Here is a 22,968-nt window from a genome sequence, read left to right on the forward strand (position 1 = left end):
AGAAAATGCCCCTGTTTCCGGCGTTTCTCCACCGGTTTTCGGCGGTTGTGCACAGTCTGTCCCCAACCACCGACATTCTGTGTCTGAGGCGTACGATTGTCGGCGCTGTGACGAACTACGCGACTGTACTCAGAACCCCTGGCCTGGCACGACTCCTGCTCTCGCAGCTCGTCGCCAGGTTCCCCGCCGGCATGCTCTCGCTCGCGATCCTCATGCACATCGAGGACACGTACTCCAACTTCACCTCGGCCGGCGTCGTCCTTGCCGCGTTGAGCATCGGCCAGGCGGTCTCCGGACCGGTGGCGGGTCGCCTCATGACGTTCTGGGGCATGCGCCCCGTTCTCATCGCGACGATGGTCGCGTGCTCCGTGTCGCTCACGGCCCTCGCCCTCTGGCCGCCGGTGCTCTGGCAGGCCGCGATCATCGCCGTCCTCGCCGGCCTCACCATCCCTCCCGTCTCCCCTGCCGTACGGACCATCTACCCCAAGGTGGTCAACGCGGCCCTCCTCTCTCGGCTCTTCTCCCTCGACGCCTCCCTCCAGGAGGTCATCTGGGTCATCGGCCCGGTCGCCACCACGGCCGTCGCGTTCGCGATCTCCCCCGCCGCCGGCATCCTTGTCGCGGCCGGCATCCTGCTCCTCGGCGGCCTCTGGTTCGTGGCAGCGCCCGAGGTGGGGAAGGTCCGCATCCCGAAGTCGAGGAGGAGGGCCGGGGCGGTGCTCCGCAATCCCGTGGTCGTTCTCATGTCGATCATCGGCGCGCTGCTCGTCGGCGCCTGCTCCGCCATCGAGGCCGCCGTCGTCGCCGAGTTCGGGCACGAGCGAGCCGAGACCGGGATACTGCTGGCGGTGTTCGCCGTGGGCTCCCTCGTCGGAGGCCTCGCGTTCGGACACCTCCCGCTGGCCCCAGCGTCCTTGGCGCGCCGCATGGGCATCGTGTTCCTCGGCATCGGTCTCGCACTCATCTCGACGAACCCGATCTGGCTCGGCGCGGCGTTCTTCGTGAGCGGCCTCGGCATCGCGCCGGTCTTCTCCGGCAGCTTCTCGGCCGTGTCCTCGAGCGTCAGGTTCAGCGAGAGCGCAGAGTCGTACGGGTGGATGGCGACCGGCCAGCTCATCGGCGCGGCCGCGGGCTCCGCGCTCGCCGGCATCGCCAACGACCTCGCCGGCTCTCTCGGCGGCTTCCTCGTCAGCGCGGCCTTCGCGCTCCTCGGCGCGGCCGTCGCGCTCGTCTGGCGTCGGAGCATCCCGGACCTCCGCGGCACCGACATCGCTCCGCGCCCCGACACCGAGCCGATGAACATCCTGAACGCGCCCTCCTGATCGACTCTCGCTCAGTCGCACGCCGAACGAAAGGCCTCCATGACCTCGCCGCTCTCCCCCAGCCTGACCATGAACGACGGCATCGAGATCCCGCAGCTGGGGCTCGGGGTCTACAAGGTGCCTGACGAGGAGGCGACGCGAGTCGTCGTCGACGCCATCGACCTCGGCTACCGCCACATCGACACCGCCGCGTTCTACGACAACGAGGTGGGCGTGGGGCGCGGCATCCGCGAGAGCGGCGCGTCTCGCGATGGCCTGTTCGTCGCGACGAAGGTCTGGCACGACCGGCACGGCTTCGACGAGACGCTCGCCTCGTTCGACGAGAGCCTCGAGCGGCTCGGGCTGGACTACGTGGACCTCTACCTCATCCACTGGCCAGCCCCCACGCAGGACCGATACGTCGAGACGTGGCAAGCGCTCGAACGGCTCCGCGACGAGGGCCGGGCCCGCTCGATCGGCGTCTCGAACTTCAAGGGGCATCACCTCGACCGCCTGGCCGCGGAGACCGGCACCGTCCCGGCCGTCAACCAGATCGAGCTGCACCCCCGGCTGCCGCAGACCGAGACGCGCGCCTACAACAGCGCCCACAGCATCCTGACGGAAGCGTGGTCCCCGCTCGCCAGAGGCACGCTGCTCCAGGAGCCCGCGCTCGTCGCACTCGCCGAGAAGCACGGCAAGACCGTCGCTCAGGTGGTGCTGCGATGGCAGCTGGACCTCGGCAACGTCGTCATCCCCAAGTCCGTCCACCGCGATCGGCTCGCCTCGAACCTCGAGGTCTTCGACTTCAGCCTCGACGCCGAGGACCTCGCCGTGATCGCCGCACTCGAATCCGGCGAACGGACCGGCAAGGACCCCGACCTCTTCTTCTGAGCGCCTCTCCCCCGGCGCAGATCGAACGCGACGCACTCCTCGACGCGCGTTCTCTGGGGGAACTCGGAGCGCGCCCGCCCCCTACAGGTGCTTGCATGACAGCTATGCGCACCACATTGAGGCGGCTCGGAGCCGCGACCGCCCTCACCCTGTCGGCCCTCCTGCTCGCCGGATGCGCAGGCAATGGCACCTCCTCGGCCGAGTCCGCCGGGGCTCCGCAGGGAGTCGCGCAGGAAGACGCCGGCCAGGCCCCCGTGACGGGCGCCACCGAGGAGAATCGCGATGTCGTGACGACGGGTTACGTGGGGATCCAGACGGGTGACGTGCCGGGCGTTCGAGAGCAGGTCGAGGCTCTCGTCAAGGCACGCGACGGGCGCATCGACGCTCGGTCGGAGACCGGTGGAGACTTCATCTCCGCGCAGCTGACAGCCCGCGTCCCCGCTGACGACTACGACGCGTTCATCACCGAGCTGCGCGACGTCGGCGATGTCGTCTCGGTCGAGACCTCGGCGGTCGACGTGACCCTGCAGAAGACGGACATGTCCTCCCGGGTGGCGACGCTGGAGGCCTCGGTCACCTCCCTGCGGGGAATGCTCTCCTCAGCGACGGAGGTCGACGACCTCCTTGCGATCGAGACGACGCTCACCGAGCGCACCGGCGAGCTGCAGAGCCTGCGCGCACAGCTCGAAGTGCTCGAGGAGAGCATCGCCTACTCGACCGTGTCCATCTCGATCTCGAGCGACGCACCATCGCCCGGCGGTGAGCCGGCCGGGTTCCTGGCGGGACTGCGTGATGGCATGGCTGCCCTGTTCCGCGGATTCGCGGCCTTCTGGACCGCGTTCGGCTTCGCGTTGCCCGGCCTCGTGCTCCTGACCGTCCTTGGTGCCGCGGCATGGCTCATCGTGCGGCTCAGCGTGAAGGGTGCAGGGCAAAGGGCCGCCCGGCGAGCGGCAGCGCCAGCCGTCCCGAACCACGCACCTGCGGGCCCACAGGCCTCGACGGGGCCGTCGGCATCCGGGGAGACGGCGCCGCCCGGAGCCTCGTCCTAGCCGCGACTCGGCGAGCGCACCGCCGCGATCGCTAGTCTTGTGCAGGTCTCTCGCGCGCAGGCCGGCGCGAGCGACCCGCCACATCCACGTTGACCGAGGAGCACAGCATGGCTGCCGACGACACGAACACCAAGTTCGACCCTGATTTCGAGCCGGGCGACGACGACACGACGCGCATCGACGCCACCGGGGCCCCCGAGCGGGGCCTGACCGACGCCGAGGTCGCTGGCGGACTCGAGGACGACCCGGTCGCGCCCCCGCAGCAGGTCGACGAGGGCTCCGACTCCCTGACGGCGGGCGGCCCCGCTCTCAGCGGGGAGAGCAACGCCGCCGCCGAGCTGAAGGCGCACGAGGCCAAGCTCACCCGCATCTTCCAGGCGACGGTCTTCGGCCCCGGCGACGAGCGCATCGGCCGTGTCGGCCAGGTGTACCTCGACGACCAGACTCGCGACCCGAACTGGGTCACCGTCAAGACGGGCCTCTTCGGCACCAAGGAGTACTTCATCCCGCTCGACCTCGCGGAGCTCGACGAGAAGCGGATCCTCGTCCCGTACGCGAAGTCGCTCGTGACGAGCGCGCCGAGCACCGAGGTCGACCAGAACCTCAGCCCCGCCGAGGAGGACGCTCTCTACGTGCACTACGAGGTTCCCGGTCGCATGCCCGAGAACGGCACTGAGACGAGCCTCGTCGAAGGCGGGAGCGAGCTGCGCCCCGGCAGCGCTCCGGTCGTCTTCGAGGGAAGCAGCGACGACATCGGCGAGACCGACGAGGCGACCCTGGCCGAGGATGCGCTGCTCGCCGAGTCCGTCTCGGATTCGGCGTTCGACACGGAAGCCAGCCTCGACGCCCACGAGACGGCGGCACCGCTGCTCACCGCCGATGACGACGACACTCGCCTCATCGCGACGGCCGAGGCAGCGGCCGACGATGACGAGTTCGAGGCGCCCACCGTCAACGAGTGGGAAGAGATCGGCTTCCAGCGCCCGAACGACGAGACGACCGACCCGAGCACCACCGACCGCACCTAGGAGCCTCCGTGCCTATCTTCGCCACGATCTATCACTACGACGACGATTCAGACGCGACCCGCGATGAGCACCGCCCCGCGCACCGAGCCTGGCTCGGCGAGCAGAAGGATGCGGGCATCCTGAAGGCCTCGGGCCCGTGGGCGGCACCCCACGCCGGCGCGCTGCTCCTGTGGGAGAGCGACGACGAAGCGTCGCTGCGCGAGCTGATCCCCGCCGATCCGTTCGCGCAGGTCGGCGTCATCCGCCAGACCGATGTCTACGAGTGGACCCCGGTCTTCGGTCCGTTCGTCCCGTAACCGCACGAACCTCGTCGGACGAAGCCGGTCGCCGCACTCGCGGCGGCCGGCTTCGTCTCGGTTCGGTCGCCTATGCGCGGCTCTCGGCCCGCGCGGTCTCCTCGACTCGGGGCTTCTCGAAGAAGAGCACGATGACCGCCCCAACGACGAACGCAGCGATCGGCAGGAGCAGCGCCTGCCCCATCGCGGTCGAGAAACCCTCGGCGACTGCGGCGGGCAGCTCGCCGCTGCTCTGCTCGGCAGCCTCCGCCGGCATTCCCGGCAGTTCAGCCGCGAGGCGCGAGCTGATGAGCGCCGCGATCGCGGCCGAGCCGAGCACGGACCCGACCTGGCGCGTCATGTTGTAGACCCCCGAACCCGCCCCCGCGAGCGCCGGCGGGAGGTTCCTCGTCGCGCTCGTCGCGAGCGGAGCCCAGAGGCCGGAGAGTCCGAGACCCAGGAATGCGGGCGGGATGAGCAGCTGCCAGAGCGGCCGCTCCGCCGTCATGAGCAGCGACAGCCAGGCGAGCGACACGGCGACGATGAGGAAGCCGGCAAACGCGATCCAGCGCGGCTGGGTTCGGTCGGTGAGCCGGCCGACGAAGGGCGCCATGACTCCGGAGACGACCGCCATGGGCACGAGCATGAGCGCCGCCTGGGTGGGCTCGAGGGCACGCGCGGTCTGGAAGTAGAAGGCGATGGGCAGCGGCATGGAGACGATCGCGAGTCCGAGCACGGAGATGGCGAGGTTGGCGACCGTGAAGTTCCGGTCCCGGAAGAGACCGAGCGGCAGGAGGGGCTCCCTGCGATTGAAGCGCTGCCAGACCACGAAGCCGGCGAGCACGACACCGCCGGCCACGATGAGGCTCCACACCGAGATGGGTCCGGCGATCTGCCCCCAGTCGAAGGTCTGGCCCTCCTGGATGCCGAACACGAGCAGGAACAGGCCGACGGCGCTCAGCACGACCCCGAGCCAGTCGAAGGAATGCGCTTTCGTCTCGAGGCTCGGCACGAGGCGCCAGGCCAGGATGAACGCCACGATGCCGACCGGCACGTTCACGAAGAAGATCCACTCCCAACCGAGGCCGTCGACCAGGAACCCTCCGAGGATGGGCCCGACCAGCGTGGCGACGCCGGCGACCGCACCCCAGAGGCCCATCGCGGCGCCTCGCTTGTCTGGCGCGAAGATCCGGGTGATGACGGACATCGTCTGCGGTGTCATGAGCGCAGCGCCGAGGCCCTGGACTGCGCGGGCGGTGATCAGGGTCCCGATGTCGCCCGACAGGCCGCACCAGAGTGAGGCGAGCGTGAACACGACGAGGCCGATGAGATAGATGCGCTTGGGCCCGAAGCGGTCCCCCAGACGGCCGGTGATGAGCAGCGGCACGGCGTAGCTCAGCAGGTAGGCGCTCGTGACCCAGATGACCGCGGTGATGTCGGTCTGCAGGTCACGGAGGATCGAGGGGTTCGCGATGGAGACGATCGTGGAGTCGACCAGGATCATGAAGAAGCCGGTGACGAGGGCCCAGAGGGCGGGCCAGGGGCGGGAGACAGTTTCCACGAGGGTGGATGCTACGCCGCTTGCGGATGCGACGCTCAGCACCGACGGAATAGCGTGCATCCGTGGGGCGTTGTGCTCCCCGTACGCCCCGAGATAGGAGACGCATGGCAACCATCGACATCACCACTGAGACGTTCAAGGACACGGTCGACTCCTCGGGCATCGTGCTCGTGGACTTCTGGGCCGAATGGTGCGGCCCGTGCCGTCAGTTCGGTCCCATCTACTCCGCCGCGTCGGAGCGCCACGAGGACATCACGTTCGCGAAGGTCGACACCGAAAGCAACCAGGAGCTGTCCGCTGGCCTGCAGATCACGTCGATTCCGACGCTCATGGCGTTCCGTGACGGTGTGCTGCTCTACCGAGAGCCCGGTGCGATGCCCCTCGCCGGGGTGGAGAAGCTCATCGAGGCACTCGAGAACGTCGACATGGATCAGGTTCGCGCCGAGATCGCCGAGAAGTCGGGCGCGGCGCCCGCGAGCGACGCGCAGTAGTCCCAGAGGCGCTCGCCCAGCTCGCTGTCGTAGCTGCGCCAGTGCGAGGTGCCCTGCACCGGGCGCCCTCGCGTGAGACGGGCTGGGACGATGGTCTCGCCGCCGAGGAGCTCCGGATCGGTCACGGCCCGGAGCTGGCACAGCGCACCATCGTCCTTGCCCTGGGCAGCGAAGGCGAGCAGCCCGTCGAGGGCTCGCTTGCCGAACGAGGGTTCATGCACGCCAGCTACGGTCGGCGTGAGCCCACCCGTCGAGTATCCCGGATGCGCGACGAGGCTCCGCACGTGCCCGCCGGCGGCACGCGCCCGCCGGTCGCCCTCGATGGCGAGCGCCTGCGTCGCGAGCTTCGACTGCGCATACGCATTCCACGACGTGTAGCCGCCGCGCAGCTGCACGTCCTGCAGGTGCGCGCGGGTCAGGGCGGGCGCGATGCTGCCGAGCCAGACGATCGCCGCGCTCTCACGGAGCGCTGCCCCGGCCGTCAGGCGGCTCAGCATGGCGAAGTGTCCGAGCACGTTGGTCGCGAAGACCCGCTCGATGCCGTCGCTCGTCGTCTCGCGCTCTGCGGGGGGATGAACAACACCGGCGTTGAGCACGACACCGTCGAACCCGCCTCCGGCGCTCTGCCCGTCGAGCAGTGTCTGCGCGGCAGCTTCGACCTCCCCCAGCTCGGCGATGTCGAACGGCAGCGTGGTGGTGAGGTCCGGACGCCCGGTCCCGGCTGCAGCCGCGGCGAGTCGCGTGGCGTTGCGGCCCGTGATGACCACGTCCGCGCCCCGTCCGACGAGGCTCCTCGCCGTGAAGAAGCCGAGCCCCGTCGAGGCCCCGGTGATCAGGTAGCGGCGACCCGTGAGGTCGTGCGGCCCGTACTCGGTGGGTGCCCTCACTCTCCACCCCCTTCCATCGCCTCGACCAGGCAGAAGCCCGCGCCGAACGGATCGACGAGGTTCGCCATCCTTCCGAAGGGGGTGTCCGCGGGCTCGCCGAGCACGTCTGCCCCGAGGCCGCGAGCTCTGGACGTGGCTTCATCGACGGAGGGCGTCACGAAGTACACGACCCACTCGGCGTCTGGCCGCTGCGCTGCGCCCCTGGTGCCGGTCCCGCTCCCGGCCGACTCCTCGAAGGCACCGAAGCGTGCATCCTCGCCGCCCGGCCTCGGCCCGAACTGCGTGTACCGGAACTCGGGCGGCCCAGCCATGGGATGCGGGTCGAACCCCGTGGCCGCCGCGTAGAACTCAGTCGCCTCGTCCAGCTCGGTCGTGTGCAGCTCGAACCACGCGGTGGTACCGGGCTCGCCCCAGGCGTCGAAGCCTCGGCGCCCGCCGGGCTGCCAGAGTCCGAACGTCGCGCCTTGCCGGTCGGCGAGCAGCGCCATCCGCCCCTGGTCCAGGACATCACTCGGGTCGACGAGCGATGACGCGCCCGCACCGAGGGCGCGTGCGTGGGCCGCTTCGATATCCGGCGCCGCGAAGTACACGATCCACGAGGTCCGCTGGCCGGACTCGGCCGCACCGAGCCCGCCGACGACTGCCGAGCCACCGTCGGGGAGGGGACCCGCCTCGATCAGGTGGGAGTGCCCGCTTTCCGGACCCATGTCCTCCAGCGTCCAGCCGAGAACCGCGGAATAGAAGGACGCCGACCCCCGCGGGTCCGACGTCGCGAGTTCCACCCAGCAGGGGTCCCCTGCGTCGAAGCGCTCGTACCTGGGCATCGTCTGCTCCTCACCGCCGAACGAGAGATTGGATGCACCGAGTCTAGGAGCGTCAGATCTCCACTGCCGGGGAGGCGCTGAGGTCGTAGCCGAAGGCGTAGAGGTGCACGACGATGCCGGGGGCCACTTCCTTCGGCCCCTCACGGTCGGTGAGATGCACGAATCCGAGACGCTCGTAGAGGCGGTGGGCGCCGAGCATCTCCGGGCCGCTGTTCATGACCACGCGCGATGCCCCGCGGTCACGGCCGAGCGCGATGACGTGGCCAGCGAGCGCCTGACCGATGCCCCGACCTCGGGCTTCAGGAGCGACCGCGAGCATGCGGAAGTCCAGCTCTCCCGGCCGGGCGAGCTGGGAGATCCGCTCCCCAGGACGCGGCGTCCACACCGAGCCGAGAATCTGCCCGGTAGCGATGTCCTCTGCCACCCAGACCTCGTCGCGTCGTGCGCGGCTGGCGGCGTCGCGCAGGTCCTCCGCGTAGCTCGGCGTCACCTCGTAGTCGTTGCTGTAAGCACGCTCGGTGAGCCTGCCGATGGCTTCGATCTCACCGTGCCTGACCAGGCGGATGCGGATGCCCTCGGTCTGCGTCAGGTCGTAGCGGTAGGCCAGCTCCACGCCGGCGGTCTCGTCCTCGGTGTCCCGGCCCTTCACCCTGGCGAATCCGACCCGCTCGGCCAGCCGTCTGGCCTGCGTGTTCGCGGCACCGACGTCGAGGACAACCGCCCTCGCGCCACCCCGGCGGGCGAGCTCCAGGCCCGAGTGAACCAGGGCATCCGCAACTCCCGCGCCTCGCGCTTCGGGAGCCACCGCGGTGAAGCGCAGCTCGGCCTCGTCCCCGCGTGCGAGACGTGCGGGGTCCGTTCCGGCGCGAAGGACCGTCGTCGTCCCGATCACCACGGAGGCCTGCGATTCGCTGCCATCGGCGACCGCCACGAGCACCGTGCCGGCCTCGCTTCGCGCGAGGACGTCCCGCTCCGCAGGGCGACGCCACTCGCGCCACCGTGCGCTGCCGTGGGAGCCAGCATCGAAGGAGCGAACCGTCAGCGCCCCAACGGCCTCGAATTCGTCCACTCGGGCTTCTCGGACGATGAAGCTGCCCGGGTTCGTGTTCGTGCGTGGCTCGACGCTAGCTGCGACGCTCATAGACCATCCAATACTTCTCCGGGCTCGACGCGCCCGTATGTGCAACTGTCCAGCATACGACGACGCCGCGCGCAGTCGCTCAGACAGCGGGCGAGCGGCGATCAGTTCGCGTCGTCGACCGGCGTGATCACGCGGTGGGAGCCGGTCGCGGGATGCGCCGCCCGCGCACGTACCGCGGCGAGCTGTGCCTCGACGATGTCGGCGACGAGAGCGAGCGCCCGCTCCTCGAACTGCTCATGCTCGTCCGCAACCACATGCTGCGCGTCGACGTGCCGCAGCCAGGACGTGGTCGCTCGGACCGATGCGGGTGTGTAGCCCATGGACTCGGCCAGGGGCCCACCGAACAGGAAGGCAACGGGCACCCGCAGCCCTGACAGGGCGTCGCGCGAACCGGACCCGGTGCCCTCGGTCACGCCGGCGCGCTCCTCAGACGGCCCGATACCACCGTTGACCAGCACGAGCGCCCCCACACGATCTGGATGCGCTCCGGCGACGGCGACGGCGAGGTCTGCGGCGTCCGCAGCTCCGACAAGCACTGCGCGCTCGATGGAGAAGTGGTCGAGCAGTTGAACGACAGCCGGGATGCTGGTCGACGGAGCGACCTCTGACCTCTGGGCCCAGCCGAGGTCGTCGAGAGACGGCGCAAGCACGTGCGCGTCCGGAAGCAGCTCGGCGAGGGCTCCCGCGGTCACCGAACGTCGCTCATCGAGGACCAGGAGGTTGTCGTGCTTGCGCCCTTGGGAGGAGAGCCACTCGAGGACTTCGACGGGACCCCCGTCGAGCTCCACACGCCGTCCTCCGGGCCCGGATGCACGGTCGGACCGCCGTGCCGCGTGGAGGGCGCGGAGCGCGCGCACGGGCGAGATTGCCTCATCACCCGTCATGCGATCCACTCCTTCGCTGGCTCTCAATGGTACGCATTCACGCTCCAGCGTAGACGCGGTGGCGCCCGCCCGGCCGTTCCGAGGCAGAGGGAGCGCTCGGTCGAGCATTCCAACTCACGCTCGTCGGATGCCGGTCCATCACTAAGGTAAACCTAACCCCTGAGAAGCGCCGCATGTCCAACATCACCACCTGGACCGCGTTCCGAAGGCACAGGTCACCTGCTGCTGGTACCGGAAACTCGGCAATGTCGACGCCACCCAGAGCTGACCAGACGGTGGGTTTCCGGCCTATGACCCCGCGTGACGATTTTCGCCTGAATTCGCCCGCGATAGCGGGCGCAGAGCGTGATAGCGTTGGGCTCACGCGCTGAGTGTCGGGAAGCCGTCCAGTAGCACCGCAGTGAATACGGGTCGAGCGCGCGCCCCATCCGAATCGGAACTGCCCCCCAGACAGCACCGACCCAAGTACTTATCCACCCCTGATCTTTGCTCGTTCACGCTGTCGTGAACAGCAACCCGAATCGCTCCAGATTCGGACAGCGCAGTCCTGCGCGAAATAGACCGTGCCTAATAAGCACAGATCCGTACGCGGATCAATCGCCCGAAGTACGGGCTGCATAACAATGAAGGAAGAAAAACATGGCAACTGGCATCGTGAAGTGGTTCAACGCAGACAAGGGCTACGGCTTCATCGCTCCGGACGACGGAACGCCCGACGTCTTCGCGCACCACTCCGCAATCGACGTCCAGGGTTTCCGCACGCTTGAAGAGAACCAGCGCGTGGAGTTCGATGTGACCCAGGGACCCAAGGGTCTCCAGGCCGAGAGCATCCGCCCGCTCTAAATACAGGCTCTCAGCGGTCCTCGTCCTCCGACGAGCTGACCACGCCCAGCGAGTGCGACCTTCGGGTCGCACTCGCTGTGTTTGTATGCCGACGCATCTCCGGGTTGGTGAGCTATCGAAGCGGACTAAATCCGGCACCACCCTCCCCTGAAATGCGGGCACTCCACGAGGCTCCTGCCTACCCTGTTCGGGCCGCGCGCCATGCCGCGCGCACCACACCGACTTCAGGGGGAAGATTGAGCGCAACACAGACGAACCGAGCGGAACACCGCAGAACCAGCCTCGCTCTCGCGACAACGCTCGCCGCGAGCACACTCGCCATCGGCGGCGGCATCACTACGGCGGGTGCCGCGGAAGCGGACTTCACCTATCCGACCGCGATCGATCCCTCGTCGATCACGATCACGACCAACAGCGGCTCATCGACGGAGGAAGCGAAGAAGTGGGATTGGCTCCGCATCGACGCAGAATGGTCAGTCCCAACTGGGGCGACGGCCGGTGAGACGTTCGGCATCACGCTCCCCTCGGAATTCGGCATAGCGGGCGCCGGCACGTTCTCGATCTCCGCGCCGGAGGACCCGGACACGACCGTCGCGAACTGCACCGTCAGCGACGATGACGCCCCGGTGGTGACCTGCACCCTCACCGACCGCGTCGACGCGCTCCAGGACGTTGCCGGCGACCTGTGGTTCTGGGCCGAGGCGAGCGAGGTCACGGAGAAGGACGGACTCGACTTCGTGGTCGACGGCGTCGTGACGGTTGTCCCCCTCCCCGGCGGCGGTATCGGCGTCCCGGCCGGTGAGCCGCCGGTGACGTCGCTGGTCAAGGACTCCTTCCCGATCACGGCCAGTGGCAGCATGACGTGGCGCATCTACGTGCCCGGTTCGCAGTTCGCCGGCCAGGAGACGTTGACGATCACGGATGCGCTCAATGCTGGCGCAGGATTCGCGCCCCACGAGATCGATCCCGGGTCGTTCTCCTTCGCCGCAGCCACGGGGGACGGCGAACTCACGGACGTCGACCCGTCCGAGTACTCCGTCTCGGTGAGTGATGACCTGCTGAGCTACACCTTCACGTTCGCAGGTCCGATCCCGTCCGACGCTCGATACCGCCTCATGTACAGGACCACCGCCACGGGCCCCCTCGTGCTCGGGCAGAAGTTCGGCAACAGCGCGAACATCGACGGCAGCACCGTCGAGCACGTCACGACGGTCAAACAGCAGGGCGGCGGAAACGGCACGGGAACGCCTCCGACGACGCCGACTGCCACGCCGACACCGACACCGACACCGACACCGACTGCCACGCCGACACCGACACCGACGCCGACTGCCACGCCGACACCGACGCCGACTGCCACGCCGACACCGACGCCGACGCCGACTGCCACGCCGACGCCAACCGCCACGCCGACGCCAACGCCGACATCAACCGCCACGCCGACACCGACACCAACTCCAACTCCAACTCCAACTGCCACGCAGACACCGACACCGTCACAGGCCCTCACGCCGACGCCAACGAGTGCCTCGCATCCTCCTGTGACGCCGACGATCACGCCTGCTCCGGAGGGCAGCCTCGCGACGACCGGAGCCGAGACTCTGGCACCGTTCGCAGCGGCTGCAGCGGCCTTGCTCCTGGTGGCCGGTGCAATGCTCCTTGCACGTACCAGGCGCTCGCAGCCCTGACGCGCGAGCTCTCGAATGCCACCCTGTCCTCGACAGGGTGGCATTCGTCGTTCACGGACGACACCGTTCGCGCTCCGCAGATCGGGTGTGTTCGAAGAAGAACCACCGGTAGGACGAGTATCCTTCTGGGGCGAGAGGCGAACCCCCGAGCGCCGAAGACCTCGTTCACTACCAGCACCAGATCTTGAACGGAGCAACACCCCCTCCATGACCACTCCCCCCACGTGGCCTCACACTCCGACAATCCGCCCCAAGGACCGCAAGCAGCGCATCGAGTCGGCCGCCACGCAGGCGTTCGCGCTTCGGGGCTACCACCAGGTGAGCATGAGCGACGTGGCTGCCTCGGTCGGCATCTCCGCCCCGGCCCTGTACCGCCACTTCGCCAACAAGTACGACCTGTTCAAGCACACGGCCTTCGGTATCGTCGACGCCGTCGAGGGCGCAACGGATGACGTCACCGAGACCACCGTCGCCGCCGGTGCCCCCGCCGAGGAGCGGGCTGCTGCGCTCATCCACGCGACGCTCGACAGTCTCATCAAGTGCCGAGGGACCGGCGAGATCATCCGCTGGGAGTCTCGCTACCTCGAACCGGCCGACCGCGCCTCGGTGGACCAGCGCCTCGCGAAGGTCTACGGACGCTTTTCGAGCGTGCTGAAGGAGTTACGTCCAGGCTTGAGCAGCGAGGACCGCGCGCTGCAGAGCCGGGCGGCGTTCGCGGTGCTCGCGAGCGTGTCCATGCACCGGACGAGCATCTCCGCGGCGACCTCCGAGTACTTGCGCTCTGCCTCGCAGCGTGCCCTCGAAGCCGACCTCCCCGAGACGGAGGCGTACGTCGCTCCTGCCGCCACGGGGATCCCGTCGACCGCCAAGCGCGAGCAGATCGTGGCGCACTCGATCGACCTGTTCTTCGCGCGGGGATACAACCTCGTCAGCATCGAGGAGATCGGCGGTGCCGTCGGCATCACGGCCTCCGGGGTGTACCGGCACTTCGAGAGCAAGAGCGGGATCCTCGCAGCCGCCTGCTCCCGGGCCGCCGAGTACCTCGGTCAGGTGACGCGTGACGTGTTCGCGGCCGTCGATTCCAACGATGCGGCGTTGGATGGCCTGATCGACGCGTACGTCGAAGCACAGCTCGCGCACCACAAGCTGCTGCAGGTCTACATCGCCGAGTCGACGAACCTCAGCGACGAAGAGCGTGAGCGCCTGCTGGCCCTGCAGCGGGACCACATCGAGGAGTGGGCTGGGCTGCTGCGCGCGGTCAAGCCGCAGTTCTCCGCCTCCGAAGCCCGCTGCATCGCCCATGCCGGTTTCCACGTCGTGGATTCGCTCGGGCGCGTGCTTGCCTGGCAGGACACGCCGAGCAACCGCGCGCGCGTCGCGCACATGCTGCGCGCCGTCCTGGGCGTCTGACCCGCACCGCAGTCTGCGGCCCGCGCCTGGCACGGGCGCGGGCCGCAGCCGTCACCGCGGGTCGGTGCCGTGGACTCCCGCCGCTCCGTCCTCGCCGATGGGCGGGCGCCGCGCAGCTCGCACCTGATCGGCGAGCACCTGCGCGCCGCTCATGGTGAGGGCCCGACGCCACGGCAGAACCCCCTCGATCTCGATCTGGATCGACATGCTCAGCACCGTCCGGATCACCACGATGAGTCCGAGGATGAGCGCGTCCTCCAGCGAGGGCTTCGACGTGATGGTGCGCACGAGGTCGGCGGCGACGAGCACCTCGAGCCCCAGGAGGATGCCAGCCCCGAGCGACGTGCGCAGCGTCGCAAGAGCGGCGGTTCCGCCCTGCCCGCGCAGGAGCGCCAAGCCGGCGAGCACGATCGCGACGACGATGCCGATGATGATCGCGGCGGCACCGAGGACCTCGACGGCGACCGCCACGATCTCGAACACGCGGTCCATTGATTCCTGCATTCCAGCTCCCCTGTCTGCTTATTCGTGCCTGCGGTGGCGTCCGGCGAGCACACCGGCGCACAGGAACGCGACGATCCCCGCGACCGGCACCACGATGAGACCCACCCGGAGCGAGGTTGCATCGGCAAGCAGCCCCACGAGGGGCGGTGCCGCGAGAAACCCGAGTCGCATGAGCCAGGAGACGAGCGTGATAGCCGTGCCCGGCTTGAACCCGGGCAGCTCATCAGCCGTGTGCAGCGCGGCAGGCACGAGCGTCGCGATGCCCAAGCCTGCAGCGGCGAACCCTGCGATGGTCCCGCCAACGCTCGGGAACAGCAAGGCGACCCCCATGCCCAGCGCCGTCACGAGACCACCCGCCTGCGCGACTCGGCGCTCCCCGAACCGGTCGACGAGGCGGTCCCCGAGCATCCGCCCGACGAACTGCGCGCCCACGAGCGCGATGAAGCCGAACGCGGCGAGCGCCTGAGGTGCATCGAGCGAGCCGGCGAGGTAGAGGGCCGCCCAGGTGCTGCCCGAGTCCTCGACCACCGAGCCGGCGACGGTCAGGAGGACAAGCGCGAGGAGCACGACGTACTTCGCCGACCCACCCCGAGACGCCGTGCCCGCTTGCACGACCCTGATTCCGGCAGTCGACACCTCGACGTCGTCGTGCTCTGGGCCCGGGATCATCCACCGGTACGCGAGAACCGCCACGATTGTGAAGAGCACGCCGCTGATGCCGAGGTGCAGCGGAAGGGGAACATGCAGCGCCACGGCCGCCGCTCCCATGAGCCCGCCGAGCACTGCGCCGATCGACCAGATCGCATGGAATCCGTTGATGATGGAGCGCCCGAAGCGGCGCTGAACTCGCAGTCCGTGCGAGTTCTGCGCGACGTCGGTGAGCGCATCCGCCGCACCGCCGAGCGCGAACGCCGCTGCCAGCAGCAGCCCGTTCGGCGCAAAGCTCGCCGCGAACAAGGCGACGCTGGTGATCGCTGTCCCGGCCACAGCGAGGCGCGACGACCAGAAGCGGCGGATGAGCGCGGCCGCGGCGAGCCCTGCGAGGAGCGCGCCACTCGGATAGGCGGCGACGACGAGCCCGAACTCGACGTTGCTGAGCGCGAGCTCGGCTTTGAGCCCAGGATACCGAGGGAGGAGGTTCGCGAAGAGCGCCCCGTTGGTGAGGAACATGGCGGCGACGGCGATGCGCGCCCGCCGGTCAGCCCGGGAGGTCACTCCCCGACCGCGTCGTCGTGGTGCTTGCTGAGCATGATGCAATCCAAGCACAGCACGTGCGCCTCGCCCTACCGCCGGGCCTGCAGAGCCAGCAGGACGACCAGGTAGGCACCGCCCATGACGATCGTCACGACTCCCACCGGGACAGCGCCGCCGAGCGCGTGCTGCGCGACGAGGTCGGCCGCGAGCAGCAGCACTCCCCCGAGGACCGCGGAGGACAGAATCGGCACACCCGGCCCGCGCTCGAGACGCAGCGCGAGCTGCGGCGCCGACAGCGCGACGAAGGCGATGGGGCCTGTCGCCGCGGTCACGACTGCCGTCAGCATGACGCCGACGATGAGCACTGCGAAGCGTGTCGGCTCGACCCGCACGCCGTGGCTCCTCGCGGTCTCGTCGCCCAGTTCGAGCTGCCGCAGCGGGCCGGCGAGCAGCGCGACGGCGGGCACGAGGAGGATCAGGATGACCGCGGCGGGCACCAGCTGCGACCACTGGGCGAGCGCAAGCGACCCGGCGCCCCAGATGGACGCCGTCATCGCGACCTCCGTCTGCGCGCGCAGGAGCATCCAGGTGTTGAGGGCGTGCAGGAAGGCCGTCACGCCGATGCCGACCACGATGAGGCGGAAGCTGCTGACGCCTCCCCGACGTGCGAGGGCGTAGACCAGGATGGCCGTGAGCAGGCCGCCGGCGAGCGCTCCGAGTGCCGTCCCGACGAAGGTGCCCGCGCCGGCGATGATGACGATGACGGCGCCCGTGTACGCGCCGGTCGAGAACCCGATGACGTCTGGCGAGCCGAGCGGATTCCGCGTCAGCGACTGGAAGAGCGCGCCGGAGACGGCGAGGGCCGCCCCGAACACGAGTGCCGCGACGACTCGCGGCGCTCGCCACTCGAGCACGACGGTCGTTGCGAAGCCGCCGTCGGGGACGAAGACCGCCTCGAGCACTTCGATGGGGGTGAGCGGGTACTTGCCGAGCCCGAGCGCCACGACGGCGAGCAGGACGGCGACGCCGCTGAGGATGAGCGTCACCACGACGGTGCGCCGCAGTCGGAACTCGCGCGCGACCCTCGCGGGACCTGCGGGCCTCGACGGTGCCGCCTGGTGATCGCGCCGCGGCGTGATGTCCTGCCTGGTCACAGGCCGCTCACCTTCTTCCGGCGTGCCAGGGCGATGAGCACCGGGGCGCCGATGAACGCTGTGACGATGCCGACGGGGAGCTCGCCTGGCCGGAGCACGACCCGGCCGAGGACGTCTGCGACGAGCATGAGAGAGGGGCCGAGGAGGACGCTGAGTCCGAGGATCCAGCGCTGATCCTGACCGACCATGGCCCGTGCGAGGTGCGGCACCATGAGGCCGACGAACGCGATCGGGCCGGCGATCGCCGTGGCGCCTCCCGCGAGCAGCGTGACGGCGACGATGGACAGCACCCTGGTGCGCGCGACCGAGGAGCCGAGCGAGTGCGCGAGGTCGTCGCCAAGCGCCAGCGCATTCAGCGAGCGGCCCAGCGAGAGCGCCAGCACCACTCCTGCGACGACGAACGGCGCGACCGGCAGCGTGGTCTCGAGCGTTCGAAGTTGAAAGGAGCCGGACTCCCACACGAGCAGGGCGTTGAACCGCTGCGGGTCGGAGAAGCGGATCGCGGCGATGATGCCGCTCAGCACTGCCCCGAACGCCATGCCGGCGAGTGTGAGCCTGAGCGGGTTCGGCCCGCCTTTTCCGCTGCCCAGGAAGTAGACGAGCACGGTTGTCGCCGCGGCGCCCAGGAACGCGAACCACACGTACCCGTTGGGGCTGGTCACGCCGAGCACGGCCACGGCGAGCGCGACGGCGAAGGATGCCCCCGAGGTGACGCCGAGGATGCCGGGGTCCGCGAGGGGGTTCCGGGTGACGGATTGGATGATGGCACCAGCGACTGCCAGGCCGGCGCCAACGAGCAGGCCGATGATGGTGCGCGTGACGCGCAGGTCGAGAATCGCCGTGCGCGTGGCCTGGTCGACGTCTCCCCCGGTGACCGTGGCCCAGACCTGCCCGAGCGGCACTTCCCGGGAGCCGATCGCGATGCTGAGGGCGCAGGCGAGGGCGAGCAGGAGAGTCGAGATCAGGAGCATGGAGCCTCGCCGCGCCGCTGAGACGCGCTTGGTCGAGCCTGCCGAGGAACGGACCACGCCGCCAGGTGCGCCGGCTTTCACTTCTGTCGTCACGACAACCGAGTTTAGGCTAACCTACATCGACTGCCGCTCACTCAGACAGAAGGTCTCCATGAACCACCTCGCCAAGGGCCTCGCCCTCGCTTCCGCAGCCGCTCTCCTGCTGACGGGATGCTCCGCGACCGCCGACACCGATGCAGGAGACACGTCCGCCCCGGCAGCCGGTGGCACGTTCCCAGCGGTCGTCGACACCAAGTTCGGCGAGGTCACGATCGATGAGGCACCGACCCGCATCGTCGCCCTCGGATGGGGTGATGCCGAGACCGCGCTCGCGCTCGGCGTCCAGCCTGTCGGCGCGTCGGACTGGCTGGCGTTCGGCGGTGAAGGTGTCGGCCCCTGGGCTGAGGGTCTCTACGACACGGCCCCGGTCATCATCGAGACCATGGAGCCCGACTACGAGGCGATTGCGGCCCTCGAACCCGATCTCATCCTCGACACGAAGAGCTCCGGAGACCAGGACCGCTACGACCGTCTCTCCTCGATCACCACCACGGTCGGTGTGCCGGAGGGAGGCGACAGCTACCTGACGTCGACCGAGCAGCAGATGCAGCTCATCTCGAGCGCGCTCGGCGTCCCCGAGAAGGGTGACGAGCTGCTCGCGGACGTGGACGCGGCCTTCGCTGCTGTCGCAGACGCCAACCCGGAGTGGGCTGGCAAGACGGCGACCGCGGCCACGAAGACGTCCGAGGGCTGGGGCGCGTACATCGACGGCAGCGAGCGTGTCGCGTTCCTCGAGAACCTCGGCTTCGTGCAGAGCCCGAAGATCGCCGAGCTCCCTGTCGCCGAGTCTGGCTTCACCTCGACCGTCTCCAACGAGCAGCTCGACCTGCTCGACGCAGACCTGATCGTCGCGTTCCCGATCTTCATCGAGAAGTCGGCCATCACCGATGACGCGCAGTGGCAGCAGATTCCCGCAGTCGCGGACGGGCGTGCCGTCGTCATCGACGGCGACGTCGCCTCGGCGTACTCACTCGGCACGACGCTCGCCGTGCAGTACGCCATCGACCAGGTCGCCCCGCAGATCCAGACGGCGCTCGCCGGCAAGTAGCGCGCACCCTGACGCAGATGGCGCCCGCCCACCGAGTCCCGGTGGCGGGCGCCGTCTCCGCCTGCGCACCTTCGGCGCGCTCACTCGCGACGCGCATCCGTGAGGGACGCGAATCGCTGCCCTGTCCAGGTCACGGCCGCCTCGAGCGGGCCCCGACGCCGCCACCAGAAGAAGACGGCGCCGACGGCGAGCGCGCACGCGACATGGATAAGCCAGATCGGGGCGCTCGAGACGAGCCAGAACAGCTCCGGGGCATCCGCGAGCACACCGCCGTGGACCAGCGCCGTATAGGTGACCCCTGCCACGATGACGTGCAGGGTGTAGATCGTCAGCGGTGTCGCCCCCGCACCGAGAGCCGGTCCGAGGACGCGGAGTGTCGCGTCGCCGAGTCGCAGGCAGACGGCGAGGCACAGGCCGATGGCGATGATTGAGGTGCCCGCCGTGATCGCCAGGTCGAACGTCGTCCCGGAGTGAGGGGCGGGCGATGCCAGGAACCAGCCGCTCTCCGTCGGGGTGGTGCCGAAGGCGGCGGAGTAGAAGAGCTCGGACGCCTGATCTCCGGCACCCGTCGAGGCGCTGATCGAGCTCAGACCGCCGAACGGCCCGGCGAGCAGCATGCTGATGCCGACGCCCAGGAGCGCAAGCACTGATCCCAAGGCCGTGAGTCCGAGGCTCAGCTGCAGGATCGTGCCGCGCTCGCGGGCGACGAGGAGCATCCGCCCGACCACCATGCCGACGATCGCGTAGACCACCCAGGTCAGCACCGGGTAGGTGCCCGTGACGAAGAGCCCCCGGAGGAGCTCGAGCGGATGCGCGAGGTCGAGCCAGCTGGGTGTGCCGAGCTCGGAGCCGACGTTGAGGGGCGCGCGCAGGAGCATCGACAGGAACGGCCACAGCCCGGCCCAGGCGGTCGCGACCATGAGCAGCGACACGTTCGAGAGCCGGAGGAGCGGCGCGACGAGCCAGAACACGAGCCCGTAGTAGACCAGGATCACGGCGATCGGGCCGGGCACGAGGCCGAGGGTCATACCGATCACCATGAGGGCCAGGCCTCGCCCGAAGACGTTGAGGGCAGCCGCTCCGAAGGCGCGGCGGTCCCGCTGCTTCCTCGTGGTGAGCACGACGCCGATCCCGGCGAGCACCGCGAAGAGGGCGGCCGCCTTGCCGCCGAGGAACGCGGCGAGGGCAGGCGTGGATCCATCCGAGTTGGTGACCCACACGTGCGTAGCCATCATGCCGATGAGCGCCAGGAAGCGCGCGAGGTCGAGGCCCGTGATGCGTCCCGCGCGCCGAGCGCCCTCGCCGGCAGGCCCACCACCTCGGAGGGGTGCGGCCGGCTTGCCTGGCATGCTCTGGGCGCTCACGCATTCACGCTACCGTCACGGCGCGCCGACGCGCACGTCCCCGCGGGGAGGCGGAGTCAGCTCCGGAGGATCTTCTCCATCGATTTCCCCTTCGCGAGCTCGTCGACGAGCTTGTCGAGGTAGCGGATCTCCTGCATGAGAGGCTCCTCGATCTCCTCCACTCGGATGCCGCAGACGACGCCCTTGATGAGGGCGCGGTTCGGCTGCATGAGCGGCGCATCGCCGAAGAAGCCCTCGAAGTCGACGCGGCGCTCGATGGTCCCGTCGAGCTGCTCCTCGGAGTACCCGGTGAGCCAGCGGATGATCTCATCGACCTCGGCCTTCGTGCGCCCCTTCCGCTCCGCCTTCGTGACGTAGTGCGGGTAGACGTCCGCGAACGCGGTCCCGTAGATGCGATGGCCTGCCATGTCAGCTCCCTCGTGTTGTCCAGATTCTAGCGACGTCACCTGCCGTCACGCGCTGTCACATCGGAAGATTCCGCGCGCATCCGGGGTTGGTTCGAGCATGACAACTCTCGGAATCATCGGTGCAGGCAATATCGGCAGCCAGGTCGCTCGGAAGGCGGTGGAGGCGGGGTACGACGTCGTCATCAGCAACTCCCGCGGGCCGGAGACGCTCGCGTCGCTCGTCGCGGAACTCGGACCGACGGCTCGCGCGGCGACGGCCATAGAAGTTGCCGAAGCCGCGGAGGTGGCCGTCGTGACCATCCCGCTCCACGCATACAGCGCCGTGCCGATCGAGGCACTCGCCGGCAAGATCGTGCTCGACACCAGCAACTACTATCCGCAGCGCGACGGTGCCATCGCCGAACTCGACGACGAGACCACCACCACATCCGAGCTGCTCCAGCAGCACCTCCCCCAGTCGCGGGTCGTCAAGGCGTTCAATCACATCGGCGCCGCCGACATCACCAGGGATGCTCGCCCCGCGGGAGACGCCGATCGGCGCGCTCTGGTCGCGGCCAGCGACAGCCAGGACGCCCTCGACGTGGTCCGCGGACTCTACGACGAGTTCGGCTTCGACACGGTCGAGGTGACGCCGCTCGCCGAGGGGTGGCGCATCCAGCGCGACACCCCGGGCTATGGAGCCCGAGCGACGAAACCCCAGCTGGTGGCGGCGCTCGCCGAGGCGAAGCGCTACCGCGACCTCAGCTGATAGCCAGCGACGCGGAGCGCACGAAAAGAGGGCCCGATCGAGTGATCGGGCCCTCAGTGCTGTGGACCTAAGGAGATTCGAACTCCTGACCTCCTCGATGCGAACGAGGCGCGCTACCAACTGCGCCATAGGCCCTGACGGGAGGAAACATTACCACTGGGCAGCACGGACTGCCAACGCGACCCGCGCGAGCCGTCGCCGAATCAGAGCCACCGTGCATCCCGCATAAGGTTCCACGATCCTGGATCACGGACGTCAACATTGGAGGAATCCGTATGAGCTTCTTGACTACTCATACGGATCGTTTGGAACGGTCCCACAGTGTGTACCATCTCGAGGTATGCGCACCGCCGGACTCCCGCCTACGTGGCAACGTGACTCGCACACCTCCGTGATCGAGCCGGACGTCTCCCCGCCTCTCGCCTTGCTTCCCGCGGCGAGAACCCTGCCAAGGCAAGAGCAGGGCCACGCTGTCCAGTGGGAGCCGCATTCGCATCCCGTGAGCCAGCTTCTCTCCGTGCAACGCGGGATCATGAAGCTCGTGGTAGAGCGAAGCGTCTGGGTGGTGCCGCCTCACTTCGCCGTCTGGGTCCCTGCCGGCATCGTCCACACGAGCCGCGTCTCCGCAGACTGCGAGTTCCAGGCGACGTTCTTCTCTGAGCGGGAGTCGTTCCTCCGCCCCCGAGACGCCTACGGAGTGACGGTCACGCCGTTGCTGCAGGAACTGCTGGTCCGCCTCCAGGCCGCCGACCTCACCCAGGTGCAGCGCCGCAACATCGAGCGGGTCCTCTTCGACAACCTCGCCCCAACGTCTCACGACCTCCGCGTCCGCATGCCCCGCGACCAGCGCATCCTGCCCATCGCAGACGTGCTCAGCGCAGACCCGGGCGACCGCCGATCGCTCGACGAATGGGCCGAATCGCTCGCAGTGAGCAGCAAGACGCTCGCCCGGATCTTCCAGAACGAGACGGGCGTCTCGTTCCACAGCTGGCGCCAGCTGGTCCGCGTGCAATCAGCGCTCGAGCAGCTCTCGAACGGGCACAGCGTTGCGCTCGTCGCCCGAACGCTCGGGTACGCGCAGACCAGCACGTTCATCGACGCCTTCAGACGAGTGCTCGCGATGACCCCGGGCCAGTACCGCGCGCACGCCCTCATCGCCTGAACCGCGGAGCGTCCCGGGAGGCGCAGGACCGGACTCTCAACACC

Annotated in this window: 23 protein-coding genes and 1 tRNA gene; 12 read left to right on the forward strand and 12 right to left on the reverse strand. The window is 69.0% G+C overall.

Features of this window, described 5'->3' with window-relative positions:
- Positions 1–107: 107 nt before the first annotated feature.
- The 5 genes from C5B97_RS13000 to C5B97_RS13020 all read left to right on the forward strand — a co-directional run bounded on the left by C5B97_RS13000 (position 108) and on the right by C5B97_RS13020 (position 4,565).
- The gene (locus C5B97_RS13000) at positions 108–1,322 is read left to right on the forward strand and encodes an MFS transporter (protein WP_104312412.1); all 1,215 of its coding nucleotides are present in this window, start codon (positions 108–110) and stop codon (positions 1,320–1,322) included.
- 39 nt (positions 1,323–1,361) lie between these two features.
- Complete coding sequence (locus tag C5B97_RS13005) at positions 1,362–2,192, forward strand: aldo/keto reductase (protein WP_104312413.1); 831 nt, start codon at positions 1,362–1,364, stop codon at positions 2,190–2,192.
- 104 nt (positions 2,193–2,296) lie between these two features.
- Positions 2,297–3,241 carry a DUF4349 domain-containing protein gene (locus tag C5B97_RS13010; protein WP_181027002.1) on the forward strand — a complete coding sequence of 315 codons (945 nt, stop codon included), beginning with the start codon at positions 2,297–2,299 and terminating at the stop codon, positions 3,239–3,241.
- A 107-nt stretch (positions 3,242–3,348) separates the two neighbouring features.
- Complete coding sequence (locus C5B97_RS13015; protein WP_104312415.1) at positions 3,349–4,269, forward strand: PRC-barrel domain-containing protein; 921 nt, start codon at positions 3,349–3,351, stop codon at positions 4,267–4,269.
- A gap of 8 nt (positions 4,270–4,277) precedes the next feature.
- Positions 4,278–4,565 carry a YciI family protein gene (locus C5B97_RS13020; protein ID WP_104312416.1) on the forward strand — a complete coding sequence of 96 codons (288 nt, stop codon included), beginning with the start codon at positions 4,278–4,280 and terminating at the stop codon, positions 4,563–4,565.
- 70 nt (positions 4,566–4,635) lie between these two features.
- Here C5B97_RS13020 and C5B97_RS13025 read toward each other — a convergent pair whose 3' ends face one another.
- The gene (locus C5B97_RS13025) at positions 4,636–6,105 is read right to left on the reverse strand and encodes a DHA2 family efflux MFS transporter permease subunit (RefSeq protein WP_104312625.1); all 1,470 of its coding nucleotides are present in this window, start codon (positions 6,103–6,105) and stop codon (positions 4,636–4,638) included.
- A gap of 104 nt (positions 6,106–6,209) precedes the next feature.
- On the opposite strand from C5B97_RS13025, the gene C5B97_RS13030 reads away from it, so the two are divergent.
- On the forward strand, positions 6,210–6,596 hold the full coding sequence (locus C5B97_RS13030; RefSeq protein ID WP_104253758.1) for a co-chaperone YbbN: 387 nt from the start codon (positions 6,210–6,212) through the stop codon (positions 6,594–6,596).
- On the opposite strand, the gene C5B97_RS13035 is transcribed toward C5B97_RS13030, so the two are convergent.
- The 4 genes from C5B97_RS13035 to C5B97_RS13050 form a co-directional block, all read right to left on the reverse strand.
- Positions 6,536–7,483: an SDR family NAD(P)-dependent oxidoreductase gene (locus C5B97_RS13035; protein ID WP_181027003.1), complete on the reverse strand. Its 948-nt coding sequence runs from the start codon at positions 7,481–7,483 to the stop codon at positions 6,536–6,538. The genes C5B97_RS13030 and C5B97_RS13035 overlap by 61 nt on opposite strands.
- On the reverse strand, positions 7,480–8,307 hold the full coding sequence (locus C5B97_RS13040) for a VOC family protein (RefSeq protein WP_104312418.1): 828 nt from the start codon (positions 8,305–8,307) through the stop codon (positions 7,480–7,482). The genes C5B97_RS13035 and C5B97_RS13040 overlap by 4 nt, the downstream gene beginning before the upstream one ends.
- Positions 8,308–8,359: 52 nt before the next feature.
- On the reverse strand, positions 8,360–9,448 hold the full coding sequence (locus C5B97_RS13045) for a GNAT family N-acetyltransferase (protein WP_104312419.1): 1,089 nt from the start codon (positions 9,446–9,448) through the stop codon (positions 8,360–8,362).
- A 101-nt stretch (positions 9,449–9,549) separates the two neighbouring features.
- The gene (locus C5B97_RS13050; protein WP_104312420.1) at positions 9,550–10,332 is read right to left on the reverse strand and encodes an alpha/beta hydrolase; all 783 of its coding nucleotides are present in this window, start codon (positions 10,330–10,332) and stop codon (positions 9,550–9,552) included.
- A 639-nt stretch (positions 10,333–10,971) separates the two neighbouring features.
- Between C5B97_RS13050 and C5B97_RS13055 the strand changes: the two genes are divergently transcribed.
- From C5B97_RS13055 to C5B97_RS13065, 3 genes are all read left to right on the forward strand, one after another.
- Positions 10,972–11,175, forward strand: coding sequence for a cold-shock protein (locus C5B97_RS13055; RefSeq protein WP_068478769.1), 204 nt, complete (start codon positions 10,972–10,974; stop codon positions 11,173–11,175).
- A gap of 236 nt (positions 11,176–11,411) precedes the next feature.
- Positions 11,412–12,863, forward strand: coding sequence for an Ig-like domain-containing protein (locus tag C5B97_RS17990; RefSeq protein WP_181027004.1), 1,452 nt, complete (start codon positions 11,412–11,414; stop codon positions 12,861–12,863).
- 207 nt (positions 12,864–13,070) lie between these two features.
- Positions 13,071–14,273 carry a TetR/AcrR family transcriptional regulator gene (locus C5B97_RS13065; protein ID WP_181027005.1) on the forward strand — a complete coding sequence of 401 codons (1,203 nt, stop codon included), beginning with the start codon at positions 13,071–13,073 and terminating at the stop codon, positions 14,271–14,273.
- Positions 14,274–14,324: 51 nt separating this feature from the next.
- Here the strand turns inward: C5B97_RS13065 and C5B97_RS13070 are convergent, their stop codons facing one another.
- The 4 genes from C5B97_RS13070 to C5B97_RS13085 form a co-directional block, all read right to left on the reverse strand.
- Positions 14,325–14,777, reverse strand: a complete 453-nt coding sequence (locus C5B97_RS13070) for a DUF1622 domain-containing protein (RefSeq protein WP_104312422.1) — start codon at positions 14,775–14,777, stop codon at positions 14,325–14,327.
- An 18-nt stretch (positions 14,778–14,795) separates the two neighbouring features.
- Positions 14,796–15,992, reverse strand: a complete 1,197-nt coding sequence (locus C5B97_RS13075; protein WP_258068233.1) for an MFS transporter — start codon at positions 15,990–15,992, stop codon at positions 14,796–14,798.
- Between the two features lie 68 nt (positions 15,993–16,060).
- Positions 16,061–17,125, reverse strand: coding sequence for an iron chelate uptake ABC transporter family permease subunit (locus tag C5B97_RS13080; protein WP_104312423.1), 1,065 nt, complete (start codon positions 17,123–17,125; stop codon positions 16,061–16,063).
- On the reverse strand, positions 17,122–18,189 hold the full coding sequence (locus C5B97_RS13085; protein WP_258068234.1) for an iron ABC transporter permease: 1,068 nt from the start codon (positions 18,187–18,189) through the stop codon (positions 17,122–17,124). The genes C5B97_RS13080 and C5B97_RS13085 overlap by 4 nt, the downstream gene beginning before the upstream one ends.
- A gap of 58 nt (positions 18,190–18,247) precedes the next feature.
- Here C5B97_RS13085 and C5B97_RS13090 point away from each other — a divergent pair, with 58 nt between their 5' ends.
- On the forward strand, positions 18,248–19,243 hold the full coding sequence (locus C5B97_RS13090; RefSeq protein WP_104312425.1) for an ABC transporter substrate-binding protein: 996 nt from the start codon (positions 18,248–18,250) through the stop codon (positions 19,241–19,243).
- A gap of 80 nt (positions 19,244–19,323) precedes the next feature.
- On the opposite strand, the gene C5B97_RS13095 is transcribed toward C5B97_RS13090, so the two are convergent.
- Together C5B97_RS13095 and C5B97_RS13100 are read right to left on the reverse strand one after the other, a co-directional pair.
- Complete coding sequence (locus C5B97_RS13095) at positions 19,324–20,607, reverse strand: heparan-alpha-glucosaminide N-acetyltransferase domain-containing protein (RefSeq protein WP_104312426.1); 1,284 nt, start codon at positions 20,605–20,607, stop codon at positions 19,324–19,326.
- Between the two features lie 56 nt (positions 20,608–20,663).
- On the reverse strand, positions 20,664–21,014 hold the full coding sequence (locus C5B97_RS13100) for a DUF2200 domain-containing protein (protein WP_104312427.1): 351 nt from the start codon (positions 21,012–21,014) through the stop codon (positions 20,664–20,666).
- On the opposite strand from C5B97_RS13100, the gene C5B97_RS13105 reads away from it, so the two are divergent.
- Positions 21,013–21,762, forward strand: coding sequence for an NADPH-dependent F420 reductase (locus C5B97_RS13105; protein ID WP_258068235.1), 750 nt, complete (start codon positions 21,013–21,015; stop codon positions 21,760–21,762). The genes C5B97_RS13100 and C5B97_RS13105 overlap by 2 nt on opposite strands.
- A gap of 62 nt (positions 21,763–21,824) precedes the next feature.
- On the opposite strand, the gene C5B97_RS13110 is transcribed toward C5B97_RS13105, so the two are convergent.
- Positions 21,825–21,897 (reverse strand) — tRNA-Ala (locus tag C5B97_RS13110).
- Between the two features lie 397 nt (positions 21,898–22,294).
- Here C5B97_RS13110 and C5B97_RS13115 point away from each other — a divergent pair.
- On the forward strand, positions 22,295–22,924 hold the full coding sequence (locus tag C5B97_RS13115) for an AraC family transcriptional regulator (RefSeq protein WP_181027006.1): 630 nt from the start codon (positions 22,295–22,297) through the stop codon (positions 22,922–22,924).
- Positions 22,925–22,968 lie beyond the last annotated feature (44 nt).

Source organism: Pseudoclavibacter sp. RFBB5 (assembly GCF_002931555.1).
Classification (GTDB): Bacteria; Actinomycetota; Actinomycetes; order Actinomycetales; family Microbacteriaceae; genus Pseudoclavibacter.